The 14,559-nt window shown below is 72.0% G+C and carries 16 protein-coding genes; 3 read left to right on the top strand and 13 right to left on the bottom strand.

Features of this window, described 5'->3' with window-relative positions; translation table 11 throughout:
• Positions 1-165 precede the first annotated feature (165 nt).
• A complete protein-coding gene (locus B7L92_RS15975) occupies positions 166-837 on the top strand; it encodes a potassium channel family protein (RefSeq protein WP_081238270.1) in 672 nt (223 codons plus the stop codon).
• Positions 837-1,514 carry a potassium channel family protein gene (locus B7L92_RS15970; protein WP_081238269.1) on the top strand — a complete coding sequence of 226 codons (678 nt, stop codon included), beginning with the start codon at positions 837-839 and terminating at the stop codon, positions 1,512-1,514. The genes B7L92_RS15975 and B7L92_RS15970 overlap by 1 nt, the downstream gene beginning before the upstream one ends.
• Before the next feature lie 96 nt (positions 1,515-1,610).
• Here the strand turns inward: B7L92_RS15970 and B7L92_RS15965 are convergent, their stop codons facing one another.
• The 9 genes from B7L92_RS15965 to B7L92_RS15925 form a co-directional block, all read right to left on the bottom strand.
• Positions 1,611-2,387: a DUF3159 domain-containing protein gene (locus B7L92_RS15965; protein ID WP_081238268.1), complete on the bottom strand. Its 777-nt coding sequence runs from the start codon at positions 2,385-2,387 to the stop codon at positions 1,611-1,613.
• A 3-nt stretch (positions 2,388-2,390) separates the two neighbouring features.
• Complete coding sequence (locus B7L92_RS15960; RefSeq protein ID WP_081238267.1) at positions 2,391-2,789, bottom strand: OB-fold nucleic acid binding domain-containing protein; 399 nt, start codon at positions 2,787-2,789, stop codon at positions 2,391-2,393.
• 109 nt (positions 2,790-2,898) lie between these two features.
• The gene (locus B7L92_RS15955) at positions 2,899-3,579 is read right to left on the bottom strand and encodes a response regulator (RefSeq protein WP_081238266.1); all 681 of its coding nucleotides are present in this window, start codon (positions 3,577-3,579) and stop codon (positions 2,899-2,901) included.
• On the bottom strand, positions 3,576-6,122 hold the full coding sequence (locus B7L92_RS15950) for a sensor histidine kinase (protein WP_081238265.1): 2,547 nt from the start codon (positions 6,120-6,122) through the stop codon (positions 3,576-3,578). Before B7L92_RS15950 ends, B7L92_RS15955 begins: the two co-directional genes overlap by 4 nt.
• 44 nt (positions 6,123-6,166) lie before the next feature.
• The gene (locus tag B7L92_RS15945) at positions 6,167-6,958 is read right to left on the bottom strand and encodes an ABC transporter ATP-binding protein (RefSeq protein ID WP_081238264.1); all 792 of its coding nucleotides are present in this window, start codon (positions 6,956-6,958) and stop codon (positions 6,167-6,169) included.
• 63 nt (positions 6,959-7,021) lie between these two features.
• Positions 7,022-8,239, bottom strand: coding sequence for an alginate lyase family protein (locus B7L92_RS15940; protein ID WP_081238263.1), 1,218 nt, complete (start codon positions 8,237-8,239; stop codon positions 7,022-7,024).
• A 156-nt stretch (positions 8,240-8,395) separates the two neighbouring features.
• Positions 8,396-9,148: a DUF3710 domain-containing protein gene (locus B7L92_RS15935; RefSeq protein WP_004982437.1), complete on the bottom strand. Its 753-nt coding sequence runs from the start codon at positions 9,146-9,148 to the stop codon at positions 8,396-8,398.
• 1 nt (position 9,149) lies between these two features.
• Positions 9,150-9,710 (bottom strand): dUTP diphosphatase, encoded by a 561-nt coding sequence (dut, locus tag B7L92_RS15930; RefSeq protein WP_081238262.1) that lies wholly within the window; start codon positions 9,708-9,710, stop codon positions 9,150-9,152.
• Positions 9,707-10,291, bottom strand: coding sequence for a PaaI family thioesterase (locus B7L92_RS15925; protein ID WP_081238261.1), 585 nt, complete (start codon positions 10,289-10,291; stop codon positions 9,707-9,709). Before B7L92_RS15925 ends, dut begins: the two co-directional genes overlap by 4 nt.
• Before the next feature lie 112 nt (positions 10,292-10,403).
• Here B7L92_RS15925 and B7L92_RS15920 point away from each other — a divergent pair, with 112 nt between their 5' ends.
• Positions 10,404-10,865 (top strand): DUF3093 domain-containing protein, encoded by a 462-nt coding sequence (locus B7L92_RS15920; protein WP_004982440.1) that lies wholly within the window; start codon positions 10,404-10,406, stop codon positions 10,863-10,865.
• Positions 10,866-10,933: 68 nt separating this feature from the next.
• Here B7L92_RS15920 and B7L92_RS15915 read toward each other — a convergent pair whose 3' ends face one another.
• The 4 genes from B7L92_RS15915 to B7L92_RS15900 form a co-directional block, all read right to left on the bottom strand.
• Positions 10,934-11,914, bottom strand: a complete 981-nt coding sequence (locus tag B7L92_RS15915; RefSeq protein ID WP_081238260.1) for a hypothetical protein — start codon at positions 11,912-11,914, stop codon at positions 10,934-10,936.
• 13 nt (positions 11,915-11,927) lie between these two features.
• Positions 11,928-12,224, bottom strand: coding sequence for a DUF4193 domain-containing protein (locus B7L92_RS15910; protein ID WP_003993510.1), 297 nt, complete (start codon positions 12,222-12,224; stop codon positions 11,928-11,930).
• Between the two features lie 393 nt (positions 12,225-12,617).
• Positions 12,618-13,859 carry a sensor histidine kinase gene (locus B7L92_RS15905; protein WP_081238259.1) on the bottom strand — a complete coding sequence of 414 codons (1,242 nt, stop codon included), beginning with the start codon at positions 13,857-13,859 and terminating at the stop codon, positions 12,618-12,620.
• A gap of 6 nt (positions 13,860-13,865) precedes the next feature.
• A complete protein-coding gene (locus tag B7L92_RS15900; RefSeq protein WP_004982445.1) occupies positions 13,866-14,519 on the bottom strand; it encodes a response regulator transcription factor in 654 nt (217 codons plus the stop codon).
• Positions 14,520-14,559: the final 40 nt, after the last annotated feature.

Raw genomic sequence — 14,559 nt, 5'->3', positions numbered from 1 at the left:
CGCGGCGGCCGGGCCCCGGAGGGCTTCGAAACCGTGTTCCCCCGGCATGATGTTGCCCGGCGGCCCGCACTCAGGCCGCGACGTGTTGCCTGGCGAGCCGAAAGAGAGACATGAGCACGAGAGTCATGAAGGTCGAAGGGCCTGCAGGAAGCGCGGTGTGACGCGATGCATATTGTCATCATGGGCTGCGGAAGGGTCGGGTCCGCGCTGGCCCAGAACCTGGAGGAGCAGGGTCACACGGTCGCCGTGATCGACCAGGACCCCACCGCCTTCCGCCGGCTGGGCTCCGCGTTCGGCGGACGCCGGGTCACCGGGGTCGGTTTCGACCAGGACACCCTGCGCGAGGCGGGCATCGAGGAGGCGGGCGCCTTCGCCGCCGTCTCCAGCGGCGACAACTCCAACATCATCGCCGCGCGGGTGGCCCGGGAGATGTTCGGCATCGAGAACGTCGCCGCCCGCATCTACGACCCCCGCCGCGCCGAGGTCTACCAGCGCCTCGGCATCCCCACCGTGGCGACGGTCCGGTGGACGGCCGACCAGATGCTGCGCCGGCTGCTCCCCTCGGGCGCCGAGCCGCTGTGGCGCGACCCCACCGGCGGGGTGCAGCTCGCCGAGGTGCACACCTCCACGGCCTGGGTGGGGCACAGGATCAGCAGGCTGCAGGAGGAGACCGGCGTCCGCGTCGCGTTCCTGACCCGGCTCGGCGAGGCGATCCTGCCCAGTTCGCAGACGGTGCTGCAGGACGGCGACCTGGTGCACGTGATGATGCGCACCGACGAGATCGACCGGGTCGAGGCGGCGTTCGCCAGGGGCCCCGAAGAGAAGGGCGGTCACTGATGAGGGTCGCCATTGCCGGAGCCGGGGCGGTCGGCCGCTCGATCGCGGGCGAACTGCTGGAGAACGGCCACGAGATCCTGCTCATCGACAAGGCGCCGACCGCCATCTCGGTCGAGCGCGTCCCGCAGGCCGAGTGGCTGCTCGCCGACGCCTGCGAGATCACGTCCCTGGACGAGGCGGCGCTCCAGCGCTGCAACGTCGTCATCGCGGCGACCGGGGACGACAAGGTCAACCTCGTCGTCTCGCTGCTCGCCAAGACCGAGTACGGGGTTCCGCGGGTCGTCGCCCGGGTGAACAACCCGAAGAACGAGTGGCTGTTCACCGAGGCCTGGGGCGTGGACGTCGCCGTCTCCACCCCGCGCCTGATGTCGGCGCTGGTGGAGGAGGCGGTCAGCGTCGGCGACCTGGTGCGGCTGCTGCGCTTCAGCCACGGCGACGCCAACCTCGTCGAGCTGACCCTGCCCGAGGAGTCGGCGCTGGCCGGCACCCGGGTCGGCGACGTCCAGTGGCCGCAGGACACCTCGCTGGTCACCATCATCCGCGGCACGCGCGTGCTGACCCCGACCCGGGAGGACTCCCTGGAGGCGGGCGACGAGCTGCTCTTCGTGGCCGCCCAGGCCCGCGAGGAACAGCTCGAGGACCTGCTCTCGGTGCGCCGGGGCGAGACGGCGCGCTGAGCACCGCCGTCGACGACGCGAGGGCGCCCGGAGATCACGGGATCTCCGGGCGCCCTCGTACGCGTACGGGCCCCGGCGGGGTGAGCCCGCCGGGGGCTACCCCTGCCGTCGGTGCCGGCCGGCCGGCGTCGCCCCGCCGCTCTCCTGCGCGGCCGCGGCCCTGCGCTCCTCCTCGCGTTCCTCCTCCTCGCGCTCCTTCGCCTCCATCTCCGCGAACACGTCGATCGGCGGGGGCGCCTTCGCCAGGAACACCCACGTCAGGTACACGGCGAGCAGGAACGGCGGGATCTTCAGCGCGACCAGCACCCAGCCCAACTGGGTCGTGTCCGCCCACCAGTACAGCGGGAACAGGATCGCGCTCTTGCCGAGCAGGATCAGCCCCCAGGCCCAGCTGGCCTTGGTGTAGGCCTTCTTCCGGCCGGGGTTGCGGGTGCGCCAGGAGAGGTTCTCCCGGAAGACGGGGCCCAGCATCAGGCCGATCAGCGGGACACCGGCCATCGCGGTGATGATGTACGCCAGGGCCAGGCCCAGGGTGTAGAGCATGCCCGGCAGGTAGAAGTCCTTGGCGTTGCCGGTCATCATCGCGAAGACCACGCCGAAGCCGACGCCGAAGACCCCGCTGAAGGCGTGCTTGACGGTGCCCTTCATCACCAGCCGGACCACGACCAGCACCAGCGACACGGCGAGCGCCGCGATCGCCGACATGTGCAGGTCCTTGTTGACCGTGTAGATGCTGACGAAGAGGAGGCCGGGCAGTACCGTCTCGACCATGCCCCGCACTCCGCCGAACGCCTCGAACAGCGCGGCCTCGGTCACCGCCCGGGCGTCGTCCGCGGATGTGTCTTCGGTTGTCGGCTTGTCGAGCGACGTCACCGGCTACTCCCGTCCGAGGGGTCTCAGTTCGTATTTCGGATTGAACAGCACCCGGCGGCCCCGGCTCATCGAGATCCGGCCCGATGCGATCAGCTTGCGCCCCGGCTCTATCCCCACGATGGAGCGCCTGCCGAGCCACACCACGTCCAGCGCGGCGGAGCCGTCGAACAGCTCGGCCTCCAGGGCCGGGACTCCCGCGCGCGGCCGCAGCGTGACCGTGCGCAAGGTACCAGTAACCGTCACGATCTGACGGTCCTGGCAATCGTCTATGCGGGTACAGCCGGCGGTCTCGGCGTCCTCGCGCAGCTCCTCGGACTCCAGGTCCTCCTGCGACGAGGAGAGCCGGTCGAGCATGCGCCGGAACCGGCCCGTCGGCTTCTCGTGACGAGGAACAGCACTCATACGTGAAGCGTACCGGGGTGTCCCGAGGGTTCCGTACCCGCTGCTCCACCCGTCCGAACCGGCCCGCGCCCGGCTCCTCCCGCGTCGCGCGCCGGCACCGCCCCGACCTTCACTTCTCGAAGCGGTAGCCCCTGCCCGGCTCGGTGATGAAGTGCTTGGGACGGGACGGGTCGGCCTCCAGCTTCCGGCGCAACTGCGCCATGTACACGCGCAGGTAGTTCGTCTCCGTCCCGTACGACGGCCCCCACACCTCCCGCAGCAGCTGCTTCTGCGCCACCAGGCGGCCACCGCCCCGCACCAGCACCTCCAGCAGGTGCCACTCGGTGGGGGTCAGCCGTACGTCCTTGCCGTCGCGGTTGACCTTCTTCGCGGCCAGGTCGACGGTGAACGTGCCGGTCTCCACCACCACGTCGCCCTCGTCGCCGACGGGCTCGGCGCGGCGCACGGCGGCCCGCAGCCGGGCCAGCAGCTCGTCCATGCCGAAGGGCTTGGTGACGTAGTCGTCGGCCCCCGCGTCCAGCGCCTGGACCTTCTCCGCGGAGGCGTGCCGCGCGGACAGCACCAGGATCGGGACCCGGGACCAGCCGCGCAGCCCCTTGATCACCTCGACGCCGTCCATGTCGGGCAGGCCCAGGTCGAGGACGACCACGTCGGGGTGGCGGGCGGCGGCCAGCTCCAGGGCGCAGGCTCCGTCGTGGGCCGCGTCGACCTCGTAGGAACGTGCCTTGAGGTTGATCACGAGGGCGCGCACGAGCGCCGGCTCGTCGTCGACCACCAGCACACGGGTCATGAGGGCTGCCTTTCCGGTTCTGCGGCGGAAACGGGCTCCGGGCACTCCGCCGCCGCCGCGCGGAGGGTGAGCGTCATGGTGAGGCCCCCACCGGGGGTGTCCTCGGCGTCGAGGGTGCCGCCCATGGCCTCGGCGAAGCCGCGTGCGACGGCCAGCCCGAGGCCGACCCCGGCTCCGCGCGGGGCGTCGCCGTGCCGCTGGAAGGGTTCGAAGATGCGGCCCTTCGCCTCGTCGGGCACTCCGGGCCCGCGGTCGACCACCCGCACCTCGACCCGGTCGGCGTGGGCGCTGGCGGCGACCAGCACGGGGACGCCGGGCGGGCTGTACTTGACGGCGTTCTCGATCACGTTGGCCATCGCCCGCTCCAGCAGCCCGGGATCCGCGGCGACCATGGGCAGGGTCTCGGGGACGTCCAGGGCGACGCTGCCCTCGGGCACCCCGCCGAGCGCCATCGGCACCACCTCGTCCACGTCGATCTCGCGGATCAGCGGGGTGACCGTTCCGGTGTGCAGCCGTGACATGTCGAGCAGGTTGCCCACCAGGTGGTCCAGCCGGTCGGCGCCCTCCTCGATGCTCGCGAGCAGTTCGGCGGTGTCCTCCGGCGACCAGTCGACGTCCTCGGAGCGCAGGGAGGAGACCGCCGCCTTGATCCCGGCCAGCGGGGTGCGCAGATCGTGGCTGACGGCGGCCAGCAGCGCGGTGCGGATGCGGTTGCCCTCGGCGAGGGCGCGGGCCCGGTCGGCCTCCTCCCGCAGCCGGCGGTGGTCCAGCACGACGGCGGCCTGCGCGGCGAAGGCGGCGAGCACCCGGCGGTCCTCGGCGGGCAGCACCCGGCCGGTCAGCGCGAGCGCCATGTGGTCGCCGGCCGGCACGTCCACGTCCGCGTCCTCGGGCCGCTCCACCGGCCGCCCCCGGCCCGCGCGTCCTGCGCAGGTCCACGGTTCGACGTCGGCGGCGCGTTCCAGCAGGGCCGCCGACTCCATGCCGAAGGTCTCGCGCACCCGTTCCAGCAGGTCCTCCAGGCCGGTCTCGCCGCGCAGCACGTTGCCGGCGAGATAGGACAGGATCTCCGACTCGGCGCGCAGCCGGGCCGCCTGGTGGGTGCGGCGGGCGGCGAGGTCGACGACGGAGGCCACCGCCACGCCGACGGCGACGAAGACCACGATGGCGACGAGGTTCTTGGGGTCGGAGACGGTCCAGGTGTGCAGGGGCGGGGTGTAGAAGTAGTTGAGCAGCAGGGAGCCGACCACCGCCGAGCCCAGGGCCGGCCACAGTCCGCCGAGCAGGGCCGCCGCGACGGTCAGCGCCAGGAACAGCAGCATGTCGTTGGCGAACCCCGGGTCGACGGCGCTGATCAGCACGGCCAGCAGCACCGGACCGGCCACGCCGACCACCCAGCCCGCCACCGTGCGCGACCGCCCGAGCCGGGCGCCCCGGGCCACCGGCAGCCCGCGTCCCTTGGCGATCGCCTCGTGGGTGACGATGTGCACGTCCAGGTCCGGCCCGGAGTCCCGCGCGACGGTCGCGCCGACCCCGGGTCCGAAGACGTACTGCCACGTCTTGCGGCGCGAGGAGCCCAGCACGATCTGCGTGGCGTTCACCCCGCGGGCGAAGGCGAGCAGGGCGGCCGGAACGTCGTCGCCGACGACGTGGTGGAAGGTGCCGCCCAGGTCCTCCACCAGGGCGCGCTGCTCGACGAGTTCCTTCGGCGAGGCGGCGGTGAGTCCGTCGCCGCGGGCGATGTAGACGGCGAGGACCTCGCCGCCGGCCCCCTTCTCCGCCAGCCGCGCGGCCCGCCGGATCAGGGTCCGGCCCTCGGGCCCGCCGGTCAGGCCGACGACGATCCGCTCGCGCGAGCCCCATATCGCGGAGACCTCGTGCTCGCTGCGGTAGCGCTGGAGGTGGGCGTCGACCCGGTCGGCCACCCACAGCAGCGCCAGTTCCCGGAGCGCGGTGAGGTTGCCGAGGCGGAAGTAGTTCGACAGGGCCGCGTCGACCTTGTCCGGCTGGTAGACGTTGCCGTGCGCCATGCGGCGGCGCAGCGCCTCGGGCGCCATGTCGACCAGCTCGATCTGGTCCGCCCGCCGCACCACCTCGTCCGGCACGGTCTCCCGCTCCCGTACGCCCGTGATCGACTCCACGACGTCGCCCAGCGATTCGAAGTGCTGGATGTTGACCGTCGACAGCACGTCGATCCCGGCGGCCAGCAGTTCCTCCACGTCCTGCCAGCGCTTGGCGTTGCGGGACCCGGGGACGTTGGTGTGGGCGAGCTCGTCGACGAGGGCCACCTGGGGGCGGCGGGCGAGGACGGCGTCGAGGTCCATCTCGGGGAGGACTCTCCCGCGGTGTTCCAGTTCCCTGGGCGGGATCCGTTCCAGGCCGTGCAGCAGCGCCTCGGTACGCGGCCGGCCGTGGTGCTCGACGAACGCCACCACGCAGTCGGTGCCGCGCTCGACGCGCCGGTGCGCCTCGGACAGCATCGCGTACGTCTTGCCGACGCCCGGTGCCGCACCGAGGTGGATCCGAAGCTTGCCGCGTCCCATGGCCTCATGGTCTTCCGGTCGAACTTGGCTGGGCGCAGTCGACCTTACGGCCGGGCGCCGCGGCCCGGGGGGCCGGGCCGGGGTTCGGGGCCCGTCCCCGGCGCGGCCCCGGCGCCGGCGTGGGGCGTACCGGGGCCGGTTCCTCGGTGCTCGACGATCTCGCCGTCGCTCAGTTCCAGGACGCGGTCGGCGAGGTCGAGCAGGGTCGCGTCGTGCGTGGCGACGAGCGCGGTGACCCGCTCGCTGTGGACGACCGCGCGCAGCAGTTCCATCACGGCGTGCCCGGTCTCCGCGTCCAGCTGGCCGGTCGGCTCGTCGGCGATGAGGAGGGAGGGCCGGTTGGCGAGGGCGCGGGCGATCGCGACCCGCTGCTGCTGGCCGCCGGACAGCTCGCCGGGCCGCTGTGCCGCGTGGTCGGCGAGGCCCACCAGGGACAGCAGCAGCTCGACCCGTTCCTCGCGCTCGCGCGGGTCGGCCCGGCGCAGCCGCAGCGGGACGCCGACGTTCTCGGCCGCGGTGAGGATCGGGATGAGGCCGAAGGACTGGAAGACGAAGCCGACGCGGTCCCGGCGCAGGGCGAGCAGCCCGTTCTCGTCGAGTCCGGCGAGGTCGAGTCCGTCGATCTCGACCCGCCCCCGGTCGGGCGCGTCGAGGCCGCCGACGATGTTCAGGAGCGTGGTCTTGCCGGAGCCCGAACGCCCCTTGAGGGCGACCAGCTCACCGCGCGGGACGTCGAAGGAGACGCCGCGCAGCGCGTGGACCGCGGCGGCTCCGGTGCCGTACGAACGGTGCACGTCCGCCACGCGCACCATGGTCTCGGTGCTCACCTGACTCATCCGGACGACCTCCCCCGTGGACCGGGCGCCAGTATCGCCACCGGACGCCCGGTCGATCAACGGTCAGACCGGGTTGTCCCCGTGGGTGAGGGTCTCCCAGGCGACGAAGAGGTTGTTGGTGCCGGAGGGGCGGGTGCGCTCGGTCAGCGCCTGGGTGTGGGTCATGGCGAAGCCGAGGCGGTGGTGCAGGGCGTTGTAGCCGACCTCGGTCACCGGCCCGAGGCCGAGGTGCAGGGATCCGCCGCACAGCCAGCCGGGGACGGCCGTGCCCTGCTCGTACTTCGCCTGGAAGCCGAGGGCGTGCCGCAGCCGCTCGCCGACGTCCGTGCCGTACAGGTCCTGTCCCTGGATGCGGCTGGTCTCGGCGATGTGGGAGATCGAGGAGATGCCGTATCCGGTGTGGGTGAAGTCGCGGCAGGTCTCCTGGGTGAGACCGGTGACGAAGGTGGACTGGTTCTGCCAGTACTTGACGATCTTGTCCCGGGTGTCGAGGTTCTGGCTCGGCACGGTCCTCGGCAGGGCGCCGTCGGACTCCAGGTAGACGTAGGCGGCGGTGCGGGCGCGGAACGTGGCCATGGCCTTGTCGTAGGAGGCGCGGTCCTCCAGGAGGACGGAGATGCCGACGGCGGCCTCCGTCATCGTCAGCTCCCAGTTCCCGTTGGAGTGCGAGCCGTTGATGATCTCGGGCAGGTAGACGTTCCGGAGCATGGTGGCGAAGCGGCCGGAGTTGCCCCAGCCGCCGGTGTAGGTGTGCTTGACGATCTCGGCGGACTTCGCCCAGGAGGAGCCGGCCCAGCCGGTCTGCAGGGGCGCGTTGCTGTTGGTGTGGTCCCGGATCACGGCGGACCAGGCGTCCATCAGCTCGATGGACTTCCGCGCGTGGCGCTCGTCGCGGGTGAGGTACCAGGCGAGCGCGTGGGTGTAGGCGGCGATCGCGTCCTCGCGCTCGTCGGTACAGCCGTTGTCGGGGTTGGAGTACGAGCCGCACTCCACCACCGCGCGGGGCTTCGGGGTGCGGTTCAGGTCGGCGTACTTGCTCGCCCTCATCCGGTCGAAGGCGCCCTTCCAGGGCTGGGCGCCGGCGTCGACCTTGGCGCGCGCGAAGTCCAGTTGGCCCTGCGAGACGGTGACTCCGGGGTGGACGAAGGCGGCGGGGGCGGCCTCGGCGCGTCCGGCGTCCGGGCGGAGCACCAGGGTGCCGACGAGCGCCGTGGTCAGGAGGGTGAACAGGACCGTGCGGGCTCTGCGGCGGTGACGTGCAAGTGGGGGTGCAGAGGGCATGTGGGGGGCCATCCGTTCTTGTATGTGAACGGTGAGCGTCTTCTTGAACGCTCGACTGGCCCGGGACGATAGGTACGGACCAAAGCCCCGTCAAGGGGCCGCGCACCACGAAGGGCCGCACCCTGCGGGCGCGGCCCCGGTCGGAAGTCCCTCGTGTCAGCGGACCTCGGTGATCTCCGGCCCGCGCTGCAACTGGCCCATGCCGCCCGCGAAGCGGGAGCCCTCCTCCTGCTGGACGTTCTCCGGGACCATCTGGGCGTCGTTCGGCAGCTTCAGGACGATCGGGTCGCGCGGTGCCATCGGCCCGTCGCCGCGCACCACGACCGTGTCCCGGAAGATCTGCTCCAGCAGCCCGGCGGCCTGCGGCTGCACCGCGCCCTGGCCCGAGATCACCCCGCGCAGGAACCAGCGGGGGCCGTCCACGCCGACGAACCGCACGACCTGGAAGCCGCCGGTCCCGTCCGGCAGCTGCACCGGCACCTGGGCCCGCAGCTCCCAGCCCAGCGGACCCTCGACCTCGTCGATGATGCCGCCCTGCTGGGTGATCCCGGCCGCGATCTCCTCGCGCACCTCGCCCCAGATGCCCTCGCGCTTGGGAGCGGCGAAGGCCTGCAGCTGGATGGCGCTGTCGCGCAGCACGACGGTGGCCGCGACGATCGCGTCGCCCGCGACCTCGACCCGCAGCTCCATGCCGTCGACGCCGGGCACGAACAGACCGCCCAGGTCGACCCGGCCCTCGCCGGGTTCACGGACCTCGGACCTGTCCCAGGGCCCGTCGGGCCGCGGGGCCGGCTCGAGCCTCAGCCGCCCGGCCTCACCGTCCGCCTCAGTGTCGACACCGTCGACGACCTGCTCGGCCTCGCCGGCCGCACCCTCGGCGGCATCCCTCTTCTTGCGACGTCCGAACACGTCACTGTCCTTCCCGGTCGGATACGACCGAAGCGTATCGATTCCCACCCGCTGTGCCGCCCAGGGCGGCCTGACCGCTTGTGCCTCTCTCGCCCTCCACCGAGGCATGCCCGCCGGTGGACCCGAAGCCCCCCTCGGCCCGCGCCGAGCCGGGAAGCTCCGCCACCGGCACGAAGCGGACCCTCTCGACCTGCTGGACGACCAGTTGGGCAATCCGGTCGAAGCGCTCGAACCGCACGGTCTCGCGCGGGTCGAGATTCACCACGATCACCTTGATCTCCCCACGGTACCCGGCATCAACCGTCCCTGGGGCATTCACCAGGGCGACGCCGCAACGGGCGGCGAGACCGGATCGCGGGTGCACGAAGGCCGCGTACCCCTCGGGCAGCGCCACAGACAGGCCGGTGGGCAGTACGGCCCGCTCGCCGGGAGCCAGTCGGCACGCCTCGGTGGTCCGCAGATCGGCTCCCGCGTCACCCGGGTGCTCATACGCCGGAAGCGGTACGTCCGGGTCGACGCGCCGGATCAGCACCTCGAGCCCGCCGCCGCGGGGCTCGCTCACGGGTTCACCTCGAAGGCGCGGGCCCGCCGGACCTGGTCCGGGTCGTTCATCGCGGCCCGGATCTCCTCCTCGCGGCCGTGGTCGACGAAGTGGTCGACCTTGACCTCGACGAACAGCGCGTCGGCACGGACCGCGACGGGTCCGTCCGGGCCGCCGATGCGTCCGGTGGCGCTGCTGTAGATCTTCCGTCCGGCCACCGCCGTGACCTCCGCCTCCAGGTGCAGCGTCGTGCCGACCGGCACGGGGCGGACGAAGTCGGTCTCCAGCCTGCCGGTCACCGCGATGACGCGCAGCAGCCAGTTCAGCGAGCCGAGCGCCTCGTCCAGGGCGGTGGCGAGCACCCCGCCGTGCGCGAGGCCCGGGGCGCCCTGGTGGGCGGCCTGCACGGTGAACTCGGCGGTGATCGACACCCCTTGGCCGGCACGGGCCTGGAGGTGCAGCCCGTGGGCCTGCTCGTCACCACAGCCGAAACACTGGCCGTAGTGGGCACCGAGGAGTTCGCCGGGCGCGGGGGCGTCCGGGTGGCGCACCGGTTTCACGGCGCCGGCCGGGGGCTGAAGGGCTGCGGAAGTACCACTCACAGCCGCAGACCTTACCCGCCCGTCCGCCGCCCATCCCCGCCCCGCCGGACAGCGCTTCACCCCGGCCGCCCTGATTGCGGTCCCGCCCCGGCACCGTGCCAAGCTTGGATCCATGCAGCTCTCCGCCGCCCCGTACGAAGAACGCCTGACCGCTCCCCGCTCCTGGTGGCTGATCTCCTTCCTGGTGGGGGTCTCGATGGCGCTGATCCTGCTGCCGTTCGGCACGCTGCCGATGCTCGGCGGTCTGGCCTGCGGCACCGCCGTCGCGGCGGTCGTGGCCAGTTCCTACGGCGCGGTGCGCATCCGGGTCGTGGGCGGCAGCCTGATCGCGGGCGAGGCGAGGATCCCGGTGACGGCGCTGGGCGAGGCGGAGGTCCTGGACGCCGAGGAGGCCCGCGCCTGGCGCACCCACAAGGCCGACCCGCGCTCCTTCATGCTGCTGCGCGCCTACATCCCCGGGGCGCTGCGCGTGGAGATCACGGACCCGGAGGACCCGACCCCCTACGTCTTCCTGTCGACCCGTGAGCCGGAGCGGCTGGCCGAGGCGCTGCGGGCGGCGAAGGCCGCCGCGTAGCCGCGGCAGAAGGCCGCCTGGGGGTCACCCGGGGGAACACGCGGGCGAGGCCTCACCCGGGAGGCGCCTCACGGTCTCCCGTGCCCTTCGCCCTTCCCCGTCCTCCCGGTGGTCCTCCCGGTGCGGCCGCCGAGCTCCTTGAGGGCGTCCTCGGGAAGGCGGTCCATGTCCAGGGCGTCCGCGGGCCGCTCCAGGGCGGGGAGCGCGGGCAGCGCGTCCCAGGGCACCTGGATCTTGCGCAGGTCGGTCCGGATGCGGTCGGCGAGCTTTCTGGTGTCCCGGCGGTTCATGACCGCGCCGACGGCGGCTCCCACCAGGAACGGCATCAGGTTCGGCAGGTTGCGGACCGTGCGCTTCATGATCCGCTGGCGCAGTTCGCGCTTCATGCGGCTGTTCATCGCCGCGCTCACGGTCGAGGGCTTCGTCGCCTCGATCCCGCGCTCCTCCGACCAGGAGTTCAGGTACACGGTGCTGCGCTGGGTGAGGCCGCCGGCCGGCCGTACGCCGTAGACCTCGTGGAGTTCGGCGATCAGCTTGAGTTCGATCGCCGCGACGCCGGTGATCTCGGCGGCCAGCTCCGTCGGTATCGCGGGCGGCACGGGGAGCATCGCCGCCGCACCGACTCCGGCCCCGACGGTCGCCGTGGCCCTCGTGGCTCCCGCCACGAGCTTGTCGGCGAGCTCCTCCGGGCCGAGTCCGGGGAACTGGTCGCGCAGCGTCCCCAGGTCCCGTACGGGCACGCGCGGGGCGATCTCGACGACCCGGTCCGCGAGGTGCGCCAGCCCCGCACGCGCGCGGGCACCGCCCTTGCGGGCGCCCTCCCTGGCCTTCTCCCGGAACGCCGCGGCCCGCCGACGGGCCACGGGGGCGGTGACCTCCACGGACACCGGGAGGTCACCCCGGTCGACTGCCGATTCGAGCGAGGCCGCCCCGGTACCGGTTGAGCCCCGCTCGTCGTCACGCGTGTCGTGCTGCGGGCCGTCCTGCGGCCCTTTGTCCGCTCCCCTCTGGAGGAAGCGGCGCTTCCGGGGAGGGGTCGAGCCAGTCACGGCCGACCCCTCCTCAGTCGCAGTCGCGGCAGATCGGCTGGCCGTTCTTCTCGCGGGCCAGCTGGCTGCGGTGGTGCACCAGGAAGCAGCTCATGCAAGTGAACTCGTCCTGCTGCTTGGGAAGTACCCGGACGGCCAGTTCCTCGTTCGAAAGGTCCGCCCCGGGCAGCTCGAGGCCCTCGGCGGCCTCGAACTCGTCGACGTCCACGGCGGAGGCCGACTTGTCGTTCCGGCGGGCCTTCAGTTCTTCGAGGCTGTCCGAGTCGACGTCGTCGTCGGTCTTGCGTGGAGTGTCGTAATCGGTTGCCATGTCGCTCTCCCCCTCTGGGTGTCTGCGGTGTCTCCAGCGCACGTAACGCGTGAGAGGCCGGACTTGTGCCCGACCTGAGGCGGAGATTTTGCCTCACATCAAGGTCTGTTACTCAATCGACACCCAACCGGACTCCTCATGAGTGATCGGCTTGGATGGCGAAGGGGACCGTACACGGTCCGAATGCCGCACTTCAAAGCCGCCTCACCCTGTACTTCCCGTGATCAGGGGACCTGAAAACCGGGATTTTCCCGGCCTTTCCACGGGTCGCATGATCACGGAGAGTAGATGGCCGGAAAATCGTCCGTGTGATCGATCACACACGGGGACGTCCGGAAGGTGGTCCGAGGATTCCGCGCGAAGCGAACATCCCCGTGTGTCGACGGCATGATCTCAGACGGGCAGGGTGAAGCGCATCACGAGCCCGCCGCCCTCGCGCGGGCGGGCCGAGACGTGCCCGCCGTGCGCCCGGGCCACCGACCGGACGATGGACAGCCCGAGTCCCACGCCCTTGTCGCTGCCCGTGCGCTCGGTGCGCAGCCGCCGGAACGGCTCGAAGAGGTTGTCGATCTCGTACGCCGGCACGACCGGGCCCGTGTTGGACACCTCCAGGACCGCCTGGCCGTGCTGGACCCGGGTGGTGACCTCGACCCAGCCGCCCTCGGGCACGTTGTAGCGCACGGCGTTCTGCACCAGGTTCAGGGCGATCCGCTCCAGCAGCACGCCGTTGCCCTGGACGACCGCGGGCTCGCTGCTGGAGCGGATCTCCACGCCCGTGGCCTCCGCCTCGGCGTGCACCTGGTCGACGGCCTGGGAGGCCACCTCGGCGAGGTCCACGGCCTTGCGCTCGACGATCTGGTTGTCGCTGCGGGCGAGCAGCAGCAGGCCCTCGACGAGCTGCTCACTGCGCTCGTTGGTGGCCAGCAGGGTCTTGCCGAGCTGCTGGAGCTCCACCGGCGCGTTCGGGTCGGAGAGGTGCACCTCCAGGAGCGTGCGGTTGATCGCCAGCGGGGTGCGCAACTCGTGCGAGGCGTTGCCGACGAAGCGCTGCTGGGCGGTGAACGCGCGCTCGAGCCGCTCCAGCATGTCGTCGAAGGTGTCGGCCAGCTCCTTCAGCTCGTCGTCCGGGCCGTCCAGCTCGATCCGGCGGGACAGGTCCGAGCCCGCCACCGCACGGGCGGTGCGGGTGATCCGGCCCAGCGGCGACAGCACCCGGCCCGCCATGGCGTAGCCGAAGGCGAAGGCGATGACGGCGAGGCCCAGCAGGGCCCCCAGGGAGCGGCTGAGCAGGTCGTCCAGGGCGTGCTGGCGCTGCGCCGCGTTGCACTGCTTCAACATCTCGTTGAGCTGGCTGTTGTCGGTCGCGCCCTGCAGCTGCGGACAGGTTTCGCTGGTGATGGTTATGTTGGTGCCGATCACCTTGAAGGACTGGCCGCTGCCGTCGTGCAGGGCCTGGGCGGCCAGCAGGTAGATGATCGACAGCAGCAGGATGCCGGCGATCAGGAACATGCCGCCGTACAGCAGCGTGAGACGTATCCGGATGGTCGGGCGCAGCCACGGGAAGGGCGGCTCCGGCTTCCTCGGGTCCCAGGTGGGCTTGGGGGGCGCGGTGGGGGGCGCGGGGGTGGCAGCCATCGTTCATCAGATCCGGTAACCGGAGCCGGGCACGGTCACGATGACCGGCGGCTCGCCCAGCTTGCGGCGCAAGGTCATCACGGTCACCCGCACCACGTTGGTGAAGGGATCGGTGTTCTCGTCCCAGGCCTTCTCCAGCAGCTGCTCCGCGGAGACGACCGCGCCCTCGCTGCGCATGAGCACCTCCAGGACGGCGAACTCCTTGGGCGCGAGCTGGACCTCCCTGCCGTCGCGGAAGACCTCGCGGCGGTTGGGGTCGAGCTTGATCCCGGCGCGCTCCAGAACGGGCGGCAGCGGCACGCTCGTACGCCGTCCGAGGGCACGCACGCGTGCGATGAGCTCGCTGAACGCGAAGGGCTTGGGCAGGTAGTCGTCGGCGCCGATCTCCAGCCCCTCGACGCGGTCACTGACGTCACCGGACGCCGTGAGCATCAGGACGCGCGTGGGCATGCCGAGCTCGACGATCCTGCGGCAGACGTCGTCACCGTGCACGAGCGGGAGGTCGCGGTCGAGGACCACCACGTCGTAGTCGTTGACGCCGATGCGCTCCAGGGCGGCCGCACCGTCGTACACGACGTCGACGGCCATGGCCTCCCGGCGCAGTCCGGTGGCCACCGCATCGGCGAGCAGTTGCTCGTCCTCGACGACGAGTACGCGCACGTCGCTTGTCCTTCCTCATGTCCTGCCGGGCGGCGCCGGT

It is taken from the genome of Streptomyces viridosporus, from assembly GCF_002078235.1.
GTDB classification, from domain to species: Bacteria; Actinomycetota; Actinomycetes; order Streptomycetales; family Streptomycetaceae; genus Streptomyces; species Streptomyces viridosporus.
This window is presented reverse-complemented; position numbering and strand designations above follow the sequence as displayed.

Excerpts from the sequence above, each read along its gene's own strand:
- B7L92_RS15975 (WP_081238270.1), top strand. The coding sequence starts at position 166 with ATGCATATTGTCATCATGGGCTGCGGAAGGGTCGGGTCCGCGCTGGCC.
- B7L92_RS15970 (WP_081238269.1), top strand. The coding sequence starts at position 837 with ATGAGGGTCGCCATTGCCGGAGCCGGGGCGGTCGGCCGCTCGATCGCG.
- B7L92_RS15960 (WP_081238267.1), bottom strand. The coding sequence starts at position 2,789 with ATGAGTGCTGTTCCTCGTCACGAGAAGCCGACGGGCCGGTTCCGGCGC.
- B7L92_RS15955 (WP_081238266.1), bottom strand. The coding sequence starts at position 3,579 with ATGACCCGTGTGCTGGTGGTCGACGACGAGCCGGCGCTCGTGCGCGCC.
- B7L92_RS15950 (WP_081238265.1), bottom strand. The coding sequence starts at position 6,122 with ATGGGACGCGGCAAGCTTCGGATCCACCTCGGTGCGGCACCGGGCGTC.
- B7L92_RS15945 (WP_081238264.1), bottom strand. The coding sequence starts at position 6,958 with ATGAGTCAGGTGAGCACCGAGACCATGGTGCGCGTGGCGGACGTGCAC.
- B7L92_RS15940 (WP_081238263.1), bottom strand. The coding sequence starts at position 8,239 with ATGCCCTCTGCACCCCCACTTGCACGTCACCGCCGCAGAGCCCGCACG.
- B7L92_RS15920 (WP_004982440.1), top strand. The coding sequence starts at position 10,404 with ATGCAGCTCTCCGCCGCCCCGTACGAAGAACGCCTGACCGCTCCCCGC.
- B7L92_RS15910 (WP_003993510.1), bottom strand. The coding sequence starts at position 12,224 with ATGGCAACCGATTACGACACTCCACGCAAGACCGACGACGACGTCGAC.
- B7L92_RS15905 (WP_081238259.1), bottom strand. The coding sequence starts at position 13,859 with ATGGCTGCCACCCCCGCGCCCCCCACCGCGCCCCCCAAGCCCACCTGG.